Here is a 15,403-nt window from a genome sequence, read left to right as displayed (position 1 = left end):
ATGAGCTCCTTGAACGCCTTTGTGGTTGCCGTGGATCTGGCCGAGCGCCAGCGCGATGCCGCGCGCCAGGCGCTCAAGAACGTGCAGGGTGCGCGCCAGGCGGCGCAGGCGCAGCTCGAACAGCTGACAGGCTACGCCGCCGAGACCCAGGGCCGCTGGGGCCTGAAGGCGGGCGCGGCCGTGCAGCCCGAGGTGATGCACCACCACTACCACTTCATGGGCCGGCTCGATCACGCCATAGGGCTGCAGACCCAGACGCTGCGCGGCCAGGACCAGCGCGTGGCCCAGGCACGGCAGACGCTGCTGCAGGCCGAACTGCGCCTGGCCAGCCTGCGCAAGGTGCTGGAGCGCCGCCGCGCCGAGCTGGCGCAGCAGCAACAGCGCCGCGAACAAAAACAGACCGATGAGCGCGCGTCGCAGCGCGCGGCTGCCCGGGCGGATTCACTGAATCAGGGGTAAGAGCGATGGAACAGACACGTACTTCTTCCTTGGTGCCTCAGGCCGTGCCTGTGGCCCGCGCCGCGCAGGGCATGGCCGGCAAGCCCGGCACGGCACAGGATGGTGCCCAGGAAGCAGGTTTTGCACTGCTGCTTGCGGCCATGGGGCAGGGCGCAGGGGAGGCTTCAGAGCGGCCCCAGGTGGCCGCCGGCCCCATGTCTACGGCGGCACAGGCCATGGACTTCGTCCATCAGCAACCGCGCGGGGTGGCCGCCGGGCCCATGTCCACGGCGGCCCAGGCGCCGCCCACAGCGGACGGCCAGCCCATGGCCGCAGCGCCGCAACTGCCCGTTGGCACCACCATGGACGCGGTGGTCGATGCAGGGGCCGATGTCCAGGGCGGTGTGCCCGGCGCCATGCAGGCTGCGGCAAGTGCGGGGGTGGGCGCCACGCCGCGGGAGGATCGGCACGCGCTCATGGGTGGCGGCATGGGCCTGCCGGGCGCGGTGCCCGCCATGGAGTCCGGCGCCGCGAGCAACGCAGATGCCGAGGCGCTTCCGCCTGCCGCCAACCTGCCCGATGCGGCGGCCCTGGCGGCATGGATGACTGGCCTGCAGCCCACGGTTGCACTGGCCCAGGGCGTGGGGGCGGCAATGGAGGGTGGCACGGATGCCCTGGCCGGGCGCGTGGGCCTGGGCTTGGTGCGCCAGGGCCTGGACAGCCTGGTGGGGCAGACGGCCAGGCTCGATGGCGCCGCCGAGGTGGCGGTCCTCAATGGCATGCCCCAGGCTGAGGGCGTGGCTGTGCCTACGGGCCGTGGCGGTATGGCGCGCACGCAGCCATGGCAAGCCGCCGATACCGTCCAGGGCGCGGCGGCCCCGGGGCGCGGCCATGTCCATGCCGCCATGCGTGCGGCCGCTGCCCAGGCTGGCATGGAGCCGGTGGCGGCGCAGGCCGCAGCGCATGCCCAGGGGGCGAGCCAGGCCGCGGGCGCGCCGGCCATGGGGGGCCAGGATGTCCTGCAGACCATGGCGCAGCCCCTGGCGCGGGTCGAGGTCGAGCGGGCAGCGCCCGCCCTGGCAGGCGAGGCCGCAGCCGGGGCCATGGGCGCCGCGACGGGTGCGGGCGATGCCGTGCCGCAGGCCAGCGATGCGGCGCTGGCGGCGGGGGGCGGCCTGCAGGGCCTGGGGCCACCGATGCGACAGGGGCCGGATGGCGTCCTTGCCGCTGCCGCCCAGGCAGGCCAGGGCGGCGCCGGGGATCGGCTGGCCGATCAACTGGCCGACCAGATGTCCGAACAGGTGAGCTATTGGGTGCACCACAAGACCCAGAACGCCGAGCTGACGCTGGACCAGGGCGGCCAGCCCGTGGAGGTGAAGGTGGCACTCACGGGTGAGCAGGCCCATGTGACCTTGCGCAGCGACCAGGCCGAGGCGCGCCAGCGGCTCGACGCCGGCCGCGATCAGTTGCACGATATGCTGCAGCGCCAGGGCCTGCAGCTGGCCGGCATGACGGTGGGCACCAGCGGGGGCGGTGGCGCAGCGGCGCGCCAGGACGAGCGCGCGCCGGGTCGCCAGGGGGCGCAGCGCTCCAGCGTGCAGGCTGCGGCCCCGGTGGGTGGCGCGCCGCATCGCGGGCAGGGGGTGGGCGAGCGCGGCGTGGATATCTTTGTGTGAGGCTGCGTTTGGGGCTGCGGCCCGGCCAAGCGCATGAAATACCGGGTTTTGGGCTTTTATTCACGCGATCGGGGGGCGGGCGGTATTGAATAATCGGCCATCGGGCAAATCTCGTATGCCCCTCCCGACCGCCTGACGCGACTACCGCGCAAGAAAGCACCAACGTGTCCGAACCCACTGCTGCCCCGGCCAAGACCAAGAGCAAGAGCAAGAAGCTGATCATCGGCATGGCCGTTCTTGCCCTGCTGCTGGTAGCTGGCGGCGCGGCCGCGTGGCTGCTGCTGGCCAAGCGCAGTGCCGTCGACGAGGAAGATGCGCCAGTCGCCAAGGCCCAGGCGGCCGCCCCCAAGACGCCTCCCACCTTCCTGCCCATGGAGAACATGGTGGTGAACCTGGCCGACCCGGGCGGCGATCGTTTTGCCCAGGTGGGTATTACGCTGGAGCTGGCGGACGCCAAGACCTCCGAACTCCTCAAGACCTATATGCCCAGCATTCGCAGCAGCGTGCTGCTGCTGGTGTCGCAGCGCACAACCGATGAGCTGCTGACGCGCGAGGGCAAGGAAAAGCTGGCCGGGGACATACGCCGCGAGGCCTTGCGCCCGCTCGGACTCACGGAGCCGAAGCCGCTCAAGCGTCCGGTGCGGCGCGATCCCGAGGGCGAGGACGACGAGGTCGTGCCGCAGCGTCCCAAGGTGGACGACAGCCCGGTGCGCCAGGTGCTGTTTTCCAGTTTCATCATCCAGTGAGGGGAGGGCACTGCCGTGAGTGAATCCTTTCTGTCCCAGGAAGAGGTCGATGCCCTGCTCGAGGGCGTGACGGGCGAGAGCCAGAAGACCGTCAAGGAGGAGATCGAGGCGGGTGTCATCCGCAACTACGACATCTCCAGCCAGGAGCGCATCGTGCGCGGCCGCATGCCGACGATGGAGATCGTCAACGAGCGCTTTGCGCGCAACTTCCGCATCGGCCTGTTCAACTTCATCCGCCGCAGCCCCGAGATCTCGGTGGGCGCGGTCTCGGTGCAGCGCTACAACGCCTTTTTGCGCGAGCTGGTGGTGCCGACGAACTTCAACATCGTCTCCATCCGGCCGTTGCGCGGCAGCGGCCTGATCGTGTGCGAGCCGTCCCTGGTGTTCGGCATCATCGACACGCTGTACGGCGGCGTGGGCAAGTTCCAGACGCGCATCGAGGGGCGTGACTTTTCCGCCACCGAGCAGCGCGTGATCAATCGTCTGGTGGACGTGATCACCGAGGAATACAAGAAGGCCTGGCAGGGCATTTATCCGCTGGAGCTGACCTACCAGCGCTCGGAGATGCAGCCGCAGTTCGCCAATATCGCCACGCCCAGCGAGATCGTCGTGTCCACGGCCTTTCAGCTGGAGATCGGCGACCTGGCGGGTGCCATCCATATCTGCATGCCGTATGCCACGCTGGAGCCGATCCGCGACGTGCTGTATTCGGCCACGCAGGGCGATGCCATCGAGGTGGACCGGCGCTGGGTGCGCGTGCTCACGCGCGAGATCCAGGCCGCCGAGGTGACGCTGGTGGCCGAGCTGGCGCGTGCCGACGCCACCGTGGAGCAGCTGCTGGCCATGAAGCCGGGCGACTTCATCGAGCTCGAACGCGAGCCGCGCATACGCGCCACGATTGAGGGCGTGCCGGTCTTTGAGTGCCAGTACGGCACGCACAACGCCAAGTACGCGATCCGCATCGAGGAATGCCTGCGCGGCAGGGATGCCCATTGGGTTGGAGAAAAAAATGTCAACTGAATCCGATCAAAACGACCCGTTCGCCGGCTGGGCCGAGGCCCTGGAAGAACAAAAGAGCAGCGACGCGCAGGCGGCCCATGCCGAGCAGGGCGGCCCCCTGTCGGGCGAGCCCGCGCGCCCCTACGGCAGCGGCGGCGATGCCCAGGTGCATGACATCAACATGGTGCTGGACATTCCGGTGCAGCTGTCGGTGGAGCTGGGGCGCACCAAGGTGCCGATCAAGTACATCCTGCAGCTGGCCCAGGGCTCGGTGGTGGAGCTGGATGCGCTGGCCGGCGAGCCCATGGATGTGCTGGTCAACGGCTACCTGATTGCCCAGGGCGAGGTGGTGGTGGTGAACGACAAGTTCGGCATCCGCCTGACCGACGTGGTCACGCCGTCCGAGCGTCTGCGCCGTGTCAGCCGTGGGTGACGCGGGTATGGCTGGTACGGCGGGCATGACCCAGACCCTGCTGCTGATCGTGCTGTTCGTGGCCGCCCTGGCGGCCCTGCCATGGCTGATCCGCCGCCTGCAGCAGCGGCGCGCCGGCCTGCAGGCGGGCGCGGGCGCCGGCTCGCGCGTGCTCTCGGCCGTGGCCGTGGGTCCGCAGCAGCGTGTGGTCACGGTGGAGGTCGGGCCGCCGCAGCAGCGCACGCTGCTGGTGCTGGGGGTGACGGCGCAGCACATCAACTGCCTGCATGTGCTGTCGGCCGCGGCCGGCGAGGCGCCGAACTTTGCATCGGAAATGTCCGCGGCGCGCGTGCAGGCCGGTGTGCCGGGCGAGGGCGGCCATGCATAAACGCCTACGTACGGGCGCGGCGCTGGCCTGCCTGCTGCTGGCGGGCGCGGTCCATGCGCAACAGGCCGGCGCAGCGGGCACGCTGCCGCTGGTGATTGGCTCGGGCGCGGGCGGCGCCAGCTATTCGGTGCCGATCCAGACGCTGCTGTTCTTCACCGCGCTGTCCTTCCTGCCGGCGGTGCTGCTGATGATGACCGGCTTCACGCGCATCGTCATCGTGCTGTCGCTTTTGCGCCAGGCCATAGGCACGCAGCAGGCGCCACCGAACCAGGTGGTCGTAGGCCTGTCGCTGTTCCTCACGCTGTTCGTCATGGGGCCGACGCTGGACAAGGTCTACCAGGAGGCCTATGTACCCTACACCACCAACGCGTTGTCGTTCGAGCAGGCGCTCGCGAAGGCCGAGGCGCCGATGCGCGGCTTCATGCTCAAGCAGACGCGCCAGTCCGACTTTGCGCTGTTCGCGCGCCTGGCCCGGTTGGACGAGGGCGTGACGGCCGAGACCGCGCCGCTGCGCGTGTTGGTGCCGGCCTTCGTGACCAGCGAGCTGAAGACCGCGTTCCAGATCGGCTTCATGGTCTTCATCCCGTTCCTGATCATCGACATGGTGGTCTCCAGCGTGCTCATGTCGCTCGGGATGATGATGCTGTCGCCGGTGTTGGTGGCGCTGCCGTTCAAGCTCATGCTGTTCGTGCTGGCCGATGGCTGGAACCTGCTCATCGGTTCATTGGCCGCCAGCTTCGCGACCTGAAGGATTTTTCATGACCTCCCAATTCGTGCTGACCATGGGGCGCGATGCGCTCACCCTGCTGCTCATGATCTCCTTGCCGGTGCTCGGCGTGGTGATGGCCGTGGGCCTGCTGGTGAGCATCTTCCAGGCCGTGACGCAGATCCACGAGGCCACGCTGGCCTTCGTGCCCAAGCTGCTGGCGGCGGTGGTGGTGTTCACCATCGCCGGGCCGTGGATGATCTCCACGCTGGTGGACTACCTGCGCCGCACCATCGAATCCATTCCATCCGTGGTCGGATAGGCGCCTTGATCACCTTCACCGAGGCCCAGATCATGGCCTGGCTGTCGCCGGTGCTATGGCCTTTTCTGCGCGTGCTGGCCCTGTTCACGGCGGCGCCGGTGTTCTCCATGCGCGCCATTCCGGTGCGCGTGCGCATCGGGCTGGCCTTCTTCGTGGCGCTGTGCGCCCAGGCCGTGCTGCCGGAGCAGCCGGTGATAGACCTCAATGGCCGCCAGGCTGCCGGAGCGGTGCTGCAGCAGGTGGGTGTGGGTCTGGCCATCGGCTTTGCCGTGCGCCTGGTGTTTGTCGCCGTGGAGCTGGCGGGCGAGGTCATAGGCCTGCAAATGGGCCTGAACTTTGCCTCCTTCTTCGACCCGCTGGCCAACGCCCAGGTGAGCGCCGTGGCGCGTTTCTTCGGCAACGTCGCCATGCTGCTGTTCGTGGTCATCAACGGCCACCTGATGGTGCTGATGGCCGTCGTCAAGAGTTTCGACAGCTTTCCCGTGAGCGGCCATTTCCTGCAGGCCGTGGCGCGGATGCGGCTGCATGAGCTGGGCGCCTCGTTGTTTTCAAGCGCGCTGTGGATCGCCTTGCCCATGATTGCGCTGCTGCTGTTCGTCAACCTCGCCCTGGGCATCATCTCGCGCGTGGCGCCGCAGATGAACATCTACGCCGTGGGCTTTCCGGTCACGCTCACCGTGGGCATGCTGGGCATCACGGCCACGCTGCCGATGCTGGAGCAGCCCATGCTGACACTGCTGCAGCAGTCCATGGATCTGTTTGCCGTGGGGCGCTGAGCCATAAAAAAGATAGCTGTCTGCGTTTGATTTTCAATAGATTTCAAATGAAATCTATTTGAAATGCTTGAATATCAAGCGCAAACAGCTATTTTTTTCATACCAGGCGATTGCGTATCGCGTACACCGTGAGCTCGGCGTTGTTGGCCAGCTTGAGCTTTTCCAGCACGCGCGCGCGGTACACGCTCACCGTCTTGGGGCTCAGCAGCAACTCCTCGGCAATGTCCGACAGGCGCCGGCCCGAGGCGATCTTCACCAGCGTCTGCAGCTCGCGCTCGGACAGCGCCTCGTGCGGCAGTTCGGGTGTGGGCTGGGCCAGGCTGTCGGCCAGCAGCTGGGCCACCTCGGGAGTCAGGTATTTGCGCCCCTCGACCACGGTCTTCACCGCGGCAATCAGCTGCACCGGGTCGCCCGCCTTGTTCGCATAGCCATGCGCGCCGGCCTTCAGGCAGCGCAGCGCGTACTGGTCCTCGGGGTACATGGAGACGATCAGCACCTTGATCGCGGGGTGGCTCTCCTTGAGGCTGGCCAGCGCCTCCAGGCCGCTGCGCCCGGGCAGGTTCAGGTCCAGGAGCAGCACGTCGCAGGCGGCGCTGCGCAGCACCTCGCGCAGCTCGGGGTAGCTGCCGGCCTCGCCGGTCACGCGAATCTCGGGCGACTCGGTCAGCGTGTCGCGTATGCCGCGCCGCAGCACGGCGTGGTCGTCGCAAAGCACCACATGGATCACGGCTCTTCTCCTGCATTACAGGCGCCCGATGTTAGCGGCAGGCTCATGATGACTGAGGTGCCCTGGCCGGGCCGGCTGCTGATGTCCAGCCAGCCGCCGGCGCGCCGGGCGCGCTCCTGCAGCCCCTTGAGTCCGAAGGAGCGGGGTTTTTGCAGCATCTCGGGCGCGATGCCACGGCCGTCGTCCTGCACCTCCAGCGTCAGCACGCCCTCGTGGTCCGACAGGTCGATGTGCACGCGGCTCGCCTGGGCATGCTTGTGCACATTGGTCAGCGCCTCCTGTGCCGTGCGGTAGGCCACGAGCTGCAGCGCGCTGGGCATGTCCATGGCCTCGCGGCTGGCGCTCATGCGCACGGGCACGCGCGTGCGGCGCTCGAACGACTCGGCCAGCCAGCGCACGGCGGCCACCAGTCCCTGGTCCAGCACCGGCGGGCGCAGGCTCATCATCAGGCGCTGGCTCGCGTCCATGGCGTGCTGCAGCATCTCGGTGGCGCTCGCGGCATGCTGGCGCAGGCCGTCCTCTTGGCTGTGGCGGGATATCCAGGCCAGGTCGAACTTCACGGCGGCAAGAGCCCCGCCGATGTCGTCGTGGATCTCGCGTGCGATGGCCGTGCGTTCCTCCTCGATCGAGGTCTGCAGATGCTCGGCCAGATCGGCCAGGCGTTGCTCGGACGCGGCCAGCTCGGCCGCGGCCTGCTCGCGCGCACGGCGCGCCTCGGCCACCTCGATGGCGCGCTGCAGCACATGCGGCAGGCGCGCCATGTCGTCCTTGAGCAGGTAGTCGGCAAAGCCCAGGCGCATGGCATCCACCGCGGCCGCCTCGCCGATGGCGCCCGACAGCAGCACGAAGGGCGGGTGAGCGGGTTGTTCTTCCACCACGCGCCAGGCATCCAGCGCGGTGAAGCCTGCAAGGCGGTAGTCGGCCAGGATCAGGTCGTAGCTCTCCCGACCGACCCACTGCGAGAATTCCTCCAGTGATTCCACCTGGCGGATCTCGTGGTGCAGGCCTGCGCGGCGCAAAGTCAGCCGCACCAGCGCATGGTCTGCGGCCGAATCTTCAAGATGCAGTACTCGCACAGGTCTTTTTGGAGCGTCGGGGTTTGTGGAAATAGGTATCATAGGATACATATTGGAACAAGTGGGTCTACGGCTTCCGACGGGAAGTATCCAGGCCGGTACAGGGAAATTGCCGCAGCGAGTGGCCGGCAGCCATGGAGAAAGCATGCAATCTACGCTGAATACGCCAGACGAGGGACCTGCGGTGCCGGTTCCCGTGATGGTGGCGGCCGAGTTGCAGGATTGCCTGCTGATGGCCACGCATGACCTGCATCGCCTGGAGGGATTGCTCGATCATGCGACGGACAATCTGCTCGCCCGATTTGGCGAGGCCAATGCCTTGTTGACGGAGGCTCTCGTAGCAGAGTCGAGCGAACTGCTGGCCTTGCGCACGGCGCTGCGCAGCGCGGTGACCGAGTTGCAGTTTCACGACATGGCCACGCAGCTCATCAGCCACACCTGCCTCACGCTGCAGGCCAGCGCCTTTCGGCTGGCGGCCCAGGTCATGGGCGGCGACGAGGGCGAGGACGCGGCGCCGGTCGATGGCATGGCACCCGAGCGCCCCAACCCCGTGGCGCAACGGGAAATGGCGGCTGGTTCGGTGGAGCTGTTTTGAAGCACTGCCGGCGCCTGTTCCATACGTGAACCTATTCAATCAAACAAGAGTCGTTGGAGCCTTCATGCAGTCCATTCTTGCCGTCGATGATTCACCGTCCATGCGGAAAATGGTGTCCTTCACGCTCACCAGTGCGGGCTACCATGTAGTGGAGGCGGTGGACGGCCAGGATGCGCTGGAAAAGGCCGAGGCCCACGCCATCCACCTGGTGCTGGCCGACCAGAACATGCCGCGCCTGGATGGGATCGGCCTGACGCGCAAGCTGCGCGAGCATCCGCGCTACAAGAACACTCCCATTCTGATCCTCACCACCGAGTCCAGTGACCAGATGAAACAGGCGGGCCGCGCCGCCGGCGCCACAGGCTGGCTGGTCAAGCCCTTTGACCCCGTGCGTCTCATCGAAGTCATACAAAAGGTCATCCGCTGACAAGCGTCTGCCCGCACCACCATTCACGCAGTACACAGGAATCCGGAAAACATGGCGGACACCTCCCCACAGAGCGCCGGCGCAGGCGCGGACTTCGACCTCAGCCAGTTCTATCAAATCTTCTTTGAGGAGGCGGGCGAAAACCTGGACCAGATGGAGCAGATGTTGCTGAACCTGGACCTGGATGCCGCCAATGACGAGGAGCTCAACGGCATTTTCCGCTGCGCCCACTCCATCAAGGGCGGCGCCGCCACCTTCGGCTTTGCCGACGTGGCCGAGCTTACGCACCACATGGAGTCGCTGCTGGACAGGTTGCGCCGCCACGAGTTGCGCCTGATCGCACAGATGGTGGATGTGCTGCTGGAGTCGGCCGATGCCTCGCGCAGCCTGCTGGCGCGTCACCAGGCGGGTGGGCAGGGCGAGGCCCTATCCACCCAGGATTTGGTGCGCAGCATCAGCGAGCTCGTGACAGGCGCCGCACCGGCAGTGCCGGTCGCTATCGAGCCGCAACCCGCGCCTGCCTCCATGCCGACGCCTGCGCCGATGCTCTCGCCCGCATCCGCACCGGCCACAGGCGGGATGCGTGCGCTGGAAATCCACATCGGCCCGCTTGATCAGCCGGCACTGGCCGATGCCATCAAGGAACTGTTCCGCGATATTCCCGGCCTGGGGCATATCGAGGATCTGCACGATGAGCGCGCCGGCATGCGCCGCTTTGCAGTGCAAACCGCCTCCAGCGATGAGGACCTGCTGGATCTGTTTGCCTTCCACGTCGCCAAGGAACAGGTGGCCATCCATGGCGCCCCCGCTGTTGCAGTCGATCCTGCTTCCGCGCAACAGGCTGCAGCGGCCACGGCCGAGCCCTATGGCTTCTTTGCCGGTGCGCCGGGCGTGCCTGTCGACGAGGTGGCCGTCGCCGCCCTGGCCGCATCGGCTGCGCCTGCTGCCGCACGGCCGGCGGCGGCCCGCGCCTCGGCGGAGTCCAGGGGAGCGAACCATGCATCCATGGAGTCCTCCACCATACGCGTAGCCGTGAACAAGGTGGACCAACTCATCAACCTGGTGGGCGAACTGGTTATCACCCAGGCCATGCTGGCGCAGAACAGCCGCGGCCTGGACGCGGGCCTGTACCAGCAGTTGCTGGCCGGCCTGGCCGACCTGGACCGCAATACGCGCGACCTGCAGGAATCAGTGATGTCCATCCGCATGATTCCCATGTCCATCGTCTTCAACCGCTTCCCGCGCATGTTGCGCGACCTGGCGGGCAAGCTGGGCAAGAAGGTGGACTTCGTCACCCACGGCGAGGCCACCGAACTGGACAAGAGTCTGGTCGAAAAGATCACCGACCCACTGACCCACTTGGTGCGCAACAGCCTGGACCATGGCATCGAGTTGCCCGAGGAGCGCCTGGCCGTGGGCAAGCCCGAGCAAGGCACGCTGACGCTGTCCGCAGCGCACCAGGGCGGCTCCATCGTCATCGAGGTGCGCGATGACGGCAAGGGCATGTCGCGCGAGAAGATCCTCAAAAAAGCGCGCGAACGTGGTCTGGATGTCTCCGACTCCATGCCCGACGGCGAGGTCTGGCAACTGATCTTTGCGCCGGGTTTCTCCACCGCGGATGTGGTGACCGATGTGTCCGGGCGCGGCGTGGGCATGGATGTGGTCAAGCGCAATATCAGCTCGCTGGGCGGCTCGGTGGAGATCGACTCGGCCGAGGGCTATGGCATGCGCGTATCGGTGCGCTTGCCGCTTACGCTGGCCATCATGGACGGCATGTCGGTCGGTGTCGGCGACGAGGTCTACATCCTGCCGCTGTCGTCTGTGGTGGAGTCGTTCCAGGTGAACGCCGGCGATCTGAATACCGTGGCCCAGGGCGCGCAACTGGTGAAGGTGCGCGACGAATACATGCCGGTGGTGGCGCTGGAGAAGATATTCCAGGTGCCGCGGCCCGCCGATGAGCCGAGCGTCGGCAACAACATCATGGTCGTCGTCGAGGTCGATGGCAGCCGCGTGGCGGTGCTTGTCGATGAGCTGCTGGGTCAGCACCAGGTGGTGGTGAAGAACCTGGAGACCAACTACCGCAAGGTGCCCAATGTATCGGGCGCCACCATCCTGGGCGACGGCACCGTGGCCTTGATTCTGGACACGGGCGCGCTGGTGCGCCGCGCACGGCATTGATGCGGGTAAAGCTGAAATATCGAGGAGTCAAGGCATGAACGTGGTGGACAAGGGTGTGGAGATCGTGGCGGCAGGGGCGAAGGAATACCTCACCTTCCGTCTGGGGCAAGAGGAATATGGCATCGATATCCTCAAGGTGCAGGAAATCCGGGGCTATGAGGCGCCCACGCGCATCGCTCACGCACCAGCCTTCATCAAGGGCGTGATCAATTTGCGCGGCACCATCGTTCCCATCGTGGACATGCGTCTGCGCTTTGACTGTGAGCAGGCCGAGTACAACAGTTTCACGGTAGTCATCATCCTGAATCTGCGCGAGCGCGTGGTCGGCATCGTCGTGGATTCGGTCAGCGACGTGATGGAGCTGGCACCGGAGCAGTTGCGCGCCGCGCCCGAGCTTGAGAGCAGCATAGACGCGCAGTGCATACGCGGTCTGGGTTCAGTGGGCGAGCGCATGCTGATCCTGCTGGACATAGAACGGCTGATGTCCGGGGTGGATATGGGGCTGGCGACGGCCGCAAGCTGATGCACTCGCACCGAAGAAGCGTCAACGCCCCAACCGTGCACCGCGCCCATGTGCGCTCCGGCGTCCGCCAGGAGGCGGGGGATGCAGACGCTGACCAGGACGCCCAGGGACGTGAGTTCGCCTGGACCCAGGCCGACTTTTCACGCGTCCAGTCCTTGATTTACCAGCATGCGGGCATCAACCTGCACAACGGCAAACATGCCATGGTCTACAGCCGCCTGTCGCGCCGCCTGCGCGAGACCGGGCACAACAGCTTTCGTGACTACCTGGGTTGGCTCGAAAGCTGTGACGGGCCTGAGTGGCAGGAGTTTGTGAATGCGCTCACTACCAATCTGACGGCATTTTTCCGCGAGCAGCACCACTTTGAAATTTTTGCCCAGCTGTTGCGTACGCGCCCTGCTGGGCCATGGAGCGTCTGGTGCAGCGCCGCCTCCACGGGGGAGGAGCCCTATTCCATCGTCATGACTGCGCTTGAGGCGCTGCAGCCACGCGCTCAGTTCAAGCTGACCGCCAGCGACATTGATTCCAATGTGCTGGCCACGGCGGCGCGTGGCGTGTACCGGCTCGAAGGCTTGAAAGGCCTGAGTCAGGCGCAGCTGCAGCGGTTTTTCATGCGAGGCAAGGGTGACAACGCAGGCCTGGCGCGTGTGCGCCCGGAGCTGCGCCAGCCCATCGATTTCCTGAGCGTGAACCTGATCCGCGATGGCTGGCCATTTCGCGAGCCCTTCGATGCGGTGTTTTGCCGCAACGTCATGATTTATTTTGACGAGCCCACGCAGCGGCGTGTGCTCGAGCGCATTCACCGCGTGCTCAAGCCCGGCGGCATGCTGTTCGTGGGGCATGCGGAAAATTTCACCGATGCGCGCGACCTGTTCGTCTTGCGTGGCAAGACGGTCTATGAGCGAATTTGACCCGAGGCACAAGCCGTACATGAGCACCATGCCCATAGCACCATCGCTGCAGCCCGGTGCACTGCCCGAGCGCAGGCATGTGCCGCGTGTCACGCCCTTGGCGTCCGGTGCGCAGGCCGGCGCCGAGCCTGCGCCCCAGAGCACGCTGCAGCAGCTCAAGGCACAGCCGCGCAAGCCGGGCGAGGCCGCATTCTTCTTCTTTGACCACCATTTCCTGCACAACGCCGTCAAGGTGCTGCCGGGCGAATATTTCGTTGCGCGGGAACAGCTGGCCATCATGACGGTGCTGGGCTCGTGCATCGCCGCCTGTCTCTGGGACAGCCGTATGCGCGTGGGTGGCATGAACCACTTCATGCTGCCGGAGAGCGACAGCGTCGACTCCTCGGGGCGCTATGGCTCCTATGCCATGGAGCTGCTGATCAACGAGATGATGAAGCTGGGCGCACGCCGCGAAACCCTGCAAGCGAAGATCTTCGGCGGCGGCCAGGTCATGGCCAACTTCACCACGATGAACGTGGGTGAGCGCAACACCCGCTTCGTGCGTGACTATCTGGCCACCGAGCGCATACCCATAGTCTCCGAGGATGTGCTCGACATTTATCCGCGCAAGGTGGTATTTTTTCCGGTGACCGGCAAGGCCATGGTCAAGCGACTGGCACATGCCCACCCGGAGGCGTTGGCGCAAGAGACACGCGGCAATGCGGCTACGGTGGTACGCGCTACCAGTGGCGGGTCGGTCGATCTGTTCTGATCGTTGCCTGCGCAAAGAAAGAGGGGAAACAAGCGATATGAAGGGCAAGATACGCGTCATCGTGGTGGACGATTCGGCGCTGGTGCGCAGCCTGCTGGCCGAGATCATCAACCGCCAAAGCGACATGGAGTGCATAGGCACGGCCAACGATCCGCTGATCGCACGTGAAATGATTCGTGAGAAAAATCCCGACGTGATCACGCTGGATGTGGAAATGCCGCGCATGGACGGCATCGACTTCCTTGGGCGCCTGATGCGTCTGCGGCCCATGCCGGTGGTGATGATCTCCACACTGACCGAGCGTGGCGCCGAGGTGACGATGAGGGCACTGGAACTGGGCGCCGTCGATTTTGTGGCCAAGCCGCGCGTAGGCCTGGCCGGCGGACTGAACGACCTGGCCACGCAGATCGTGGACAAGATCCGCGTGGCGGCCTCGGCTCATGTGCGCCGCGCCCCGGTGCGCAGCGCCAGCGCCATCGCGCAACCCGATAGCGCTGGTGCGCCGGTTGCCGCGCCCCCGCCAGCGGCATCGGCGCTGCTGGGGCGCCTGTCCACCGAGAAGCTGATTTGCATAGGCGCCTCCACCGGCGGCACCGAGGCCATACGTGAGGTGCTGGTGCACCTGCCGGCCGATTCACCGGCCATTGTCATCACCCAGCACATGCCGCCGGGGTTCACCACCAGTTTTGCGGCGCGGCTCAATAGCCTGTGCCAGATTACGGTGAAAGAGGCCGTGAGTGGCGAGCGCATCCTGCCCGGCCACGCCTACATTGCCCCTGGGGGCAAGCAGTTCTACATCGCCCGCAGTGGCGCCAACTATGTAGCCGTGGTGGACGACGGGCCGCCCGTAAACCGGCACAAGCCCTCGGTGGAGGTGTTGTTCAAGTCGGCAGCAGCTGTCGTGGGACGCAATGCCTACGGCATCATGCTCACCGGCATGGGTGCCGACGGTGCGGCAGCCATGCGTGAAATGAAGGACGCGGGCAGCTACAACTACGTGCAGGACGAGGCCAGCTGCATCGTCTTCGGCATGCCGCGCGAGGCCATCGCCCATGGCGCGGCCGACGAGGTACTGCCGCTCACGCAGATCGCCCCGGCGTTGATCGCGCGCCTGCGTGGATCCACCGAGCGGCTGCACCACCGCATCTGAGCTGCGGGCGCCTCAGGCCGACAGCTCGGCCCAGCGCTCCAGCGCCTGCATCAGCAGCTCCTCGATCTCGCCGTCGCGCTCGTGCAGCGATGTGGCGCGGGCGCCATCGCGGGCATACAGGCCGCCATCGGCCAGCTCGTCACGGATGGCCTTTTGCTCGGCCTCCAGCGCGTCGATCTGTGTGGGCAGCAGCTCCAGCTCGCGCTGCTCCTTGTAGCTCAGCTTTCTTTTTTGTAGCTGCTCGCGCTTTTCTGGAGAGCGCTTGACGTCATTTTGACTGGTATTCCTGCCGGCCGCCGCTGGTGCTCCAGCCAGTTCGCGGCTGCGCCGCGACTGGGTCAGCCAGTCCTGCACCCCGCCTTCGTACTCGCGCCACAGGCCCCCGCCCTCGCTGGCGATGGTGCTGGTGACCACGTTGTCCAGGAAGGTCCGGTCGTGGCTCACCAGGAACACCGTGCCGTCGTAACTCTGCAGCAGCTCTTCCAGCAGGTCCAGCGTGTCGATGTCCAGGTCGTTGGTCGGTTCATCCAGCACCAGCACATTCGCCGGGCGGGCAAATAGCCGCGCCAGCAGCAGCCGGTTGCGTTCGCCGCCCGAGAGTG

At 66.3% G+C, this 15,403-nt stretch carries 19 protein-coding genes (1 of these 19 running past the window's edge); 16 read left to right on the top strand and 3 right to left on the bottom strand.

Annotated features, from left to right (window positions below; translation table 11 throughout):
* The 9 genes from fliJ (at position 1) to fliR (ending at position 6,463) form a co-directional block, all read left to right on the top strand.
* Positions 1–459: a flagellar export protein FliJ gene (gene fliJ / locus P7644_RS18180; protein WP_404300644.1), complete on the top strand. Its 459-nt coding sequence runs from the start codon at positions 1–3 to the stop codon at positions 457–459.
* 5 nt (positions 460–464) lie between these two features.
* Entirely contained in the window at positions 465–2,114 is a 1,650-nt protein-coding gene (locus P7644_RS18175; RefSeq protein WP_404300643.1) for a flagellar hook-length control protein FliK, read from the top strand.
* A gap of 164 nt (positions 2,115–2,278) precedes the next feature.
* Positions 2,279–2,860: a flagellar basal body-associated protein FliL gene (gene fliL, locus P7644_RS18170; protein ID WP_404300642.1), complete on the top strand. Its 582-nt coding sequence runs from the start codon at positions 2,279–2,281 to the stop codon at positions 2,858–2,860.
* 15 nt (positions 2,861–2,875) lie between these two features.
* Positions 2,876–3,880, top strand: a complete 1,005-nt coding sequence (gene fliM / locus P7644_RS18165; protein WP_404300641.1) for a flagellar motor switch protein FliM — start codon at positions 2,876–2,878, stop codon at positions 3,878–3,880.
* On the top strand, positions 3,870–4,292 hold the full coding sequence (gene fliN / locus P7644_RS18160) for a flagellar motor switch protein FliN (protein WP_404300640.1): 423 nt from the start codon (positions 3,870–3,872) through the stop codon (positions 4,290–4,292). The genes fliM and fliN overlap by 11 nt, the downstream gene beginning before the upstream one ends.
* Positions 4,293–4,317: 25 nt before the next feature.
* Positions 4,318–4,659 carry a FliO/MopB family protein gene (locus P7644_RS18155; protein WP_404300639.1) on the top strand — a complete coding sequence of 114 codons (342 nt, stop codon included), beginning with the start codon at positions 4,318–4,320 and terminating at the stop codon, positions 4,657–4,659.
* A complete protein-coding gene (fliP, locus tag P7644_RS18150) occupies positions 4,652–5,407 on the top strand; it encodes a flagellar type III secretion system pore protein FliP (protein WP_404300638.1) in 756 nt (251 codons plus the stop codon). The genes P7644_RS18155 and fliP overlap by 8 nt, the downstream gene beginning before the upstream one ends.
* Before the next feature lie 10 nt (positions 5,408–5,417).
* The gene (gene fliQ / locus P7644_RS18145; protein ID WP_404300637.1) at positions 5,418–5,687 is read left to right on the top strand and encodes a flagellar biosynthesis protein FliQ; all 270 of its coding nucleotides are present in this window, start codon (positions 5,418–5,420) and stop codon (positions 5,685–5,687) included.
* Positions 5,688–5,692: 5 nt separating this feature from the next.
* The gene (fliR, locus tag P7644_RS18140; protein WP_404300636.1) at positions 5,693–6,463 is read left to right on the top strand and encodes a flagellar biosynthetic protein FliR; all 771 of its coding nucleotides are present in this window, start codon (positions 5,693–5,695) and stop codon (positions 6,461–6,463) included.
* A 97-nt stretch (positions 6,464–6,560) separates the two neighbouring features.
* Here the strand turns inward: fliR and P7644_RS18135 are convergent, their stop codons facing one another.
* Entirely contained in the window at positions 6,561–7,190 is a 630-nt protein-coding gene (locus tag P7644_RS18135; protein WP_404300635.1) for a response regulator, read from the bottom strand.
* The gene (locus tag P7644_RS18130; protein ID WP_404300634.1) at positions 7,187–8,308 is read right to left on the bottom strand and encodes an ATP-binding protein; all 1,122 of its coding nucleotides are present in this window, start codon (positions 8,306–8,308) and stop codon (positions 7,187–7,189) included. The genes P7644_RS18135 and P7644_RS18130 overlap by 4 nt, the downstream gene beginning before the upstream one ends.
* Before the next feature lie 103 nt (positions 8,309–8,411).
* Here P7644_RS18130 and P7644_RS18125 point away from each other — a divergent pair, with 103 nt between their 5' ends.
* From P7644_RS18125 to P7644_RS18095, 7 genes are all read left to right on the top strand, one after another.
* Positions 8,412–8,861 (top strand): hypothetical protein, encoded by a 450-nt coding sequence (locus P7644_RS18125; RefSeq protein ID WP_404300633.1) that lies wholly within the window; start codon positions 8,412–8,414, stop codon positions 8,859–8,861.
* 64 nt (positions 8,862–8,925) lie between these two features.
* Positions 8,926–9,288: a response regulator gene (locus P7644_RS18120; RefSeq protein ID WP_404300632.1), complete on the top strand. Its 363-nt coding sequence runs from the start codon at positions 8,926–8,928 to the stop codon at positions 9,286–9,288.
* A gap of 51 nt (positions 9,289–9,339) precedes the next feature.
* Entirely contained in the window at positions 9,340–11,466 is a 2,127-nt protein-coding gene (locus tag P7644_RS18115; RefSeq protein ID WP_404300631.1) for a chemotaxis protein CheW, read from the top strand.
* Positions 11,467–11,500: 34 nt separating this feature from the next.
* Entirely contained in the window at positions 11,501–11,989 is a 489-nt protein-coding gene (locus P7644_RS18110) for a chemotaxis protein CheW (protein WP_404300630.1), read from the top strand.
* Positions 11,989–12,900: a CheR family methyltransferase gene (locus tag P7644_RS18105; protein ID WP_404300629.1), complete on the top strand. Its 912-nt coding sequence runs from the start codon at positions 11,989–11,991 to the stop codon at positions 12,898–12,900. Before P7644_RS18110 ends, P7644_RS18105 begins: the two co-directional genes overlap by 1 nt.
* 28 nt (positions 12,901–12,928) lie before the next feature.
* The gene (gene cheD, locus P7644_RS18100; RefSeq protein ID WP_404303248.1) at positions 12,929–13,651 is read left to right on the top strand and encodes a chemoreceptor glutamine deamidase CheD; all 723 of its coding nucleotides are present in this window, start codon (positions 12,929–12,931) and stop codon (positions 13,649–13,651) included.
* A 37-nt stretch (positions 13,652–13,688) separates the two neighbouring features.
* A complete protein-coding gene (locus tag P7644_RS18095) occupies positions 13,689–14,801 on the top strand; it encodes a chemotaxis response regulator protein-glutamate methylesterase (RefSeq protein WP_404300628.1) in 1,113 nt (370 codons plus the stop codon).
* A gap of 12 nt (positions 14,802–14,813) precedes the next feature.
* On the opposite strand, the gene P7644_RS18090 is transcribed toward P7644_RS18095, so the two are convergent.
* Positions 14,814–15,403: the 3' portion of an ATP-binding cassette domain-containing protein gene (locus P7644_RS18090; protein WP_404300627.1), read on the bottom strand. 1,297 nt of this gene lie beyond the right edge of the window; 590 of the gene's 1,887 nt are visible here — the last part of the coding sequence; the start codon falls outside the window, past its right edge — the gene reads right to left on this strand; the stop codon is at positions 14,814–14,816.

The sequence above is a fragment of the Alicycliphilus denitrificans genome (assembly GCF_044792555.1).
Taxonomy (GTDB): domain Bacteria; phylum Pseudomonadota; class Gammaproteobacteria; order Burkholderiales; family Burkholderiaceae_C; genus Alicycliphilus; species Alicycliphilus denitrificans_A.
This window is presented reverse-complemented; position numbering and strand designations above follow the sequence as displayed.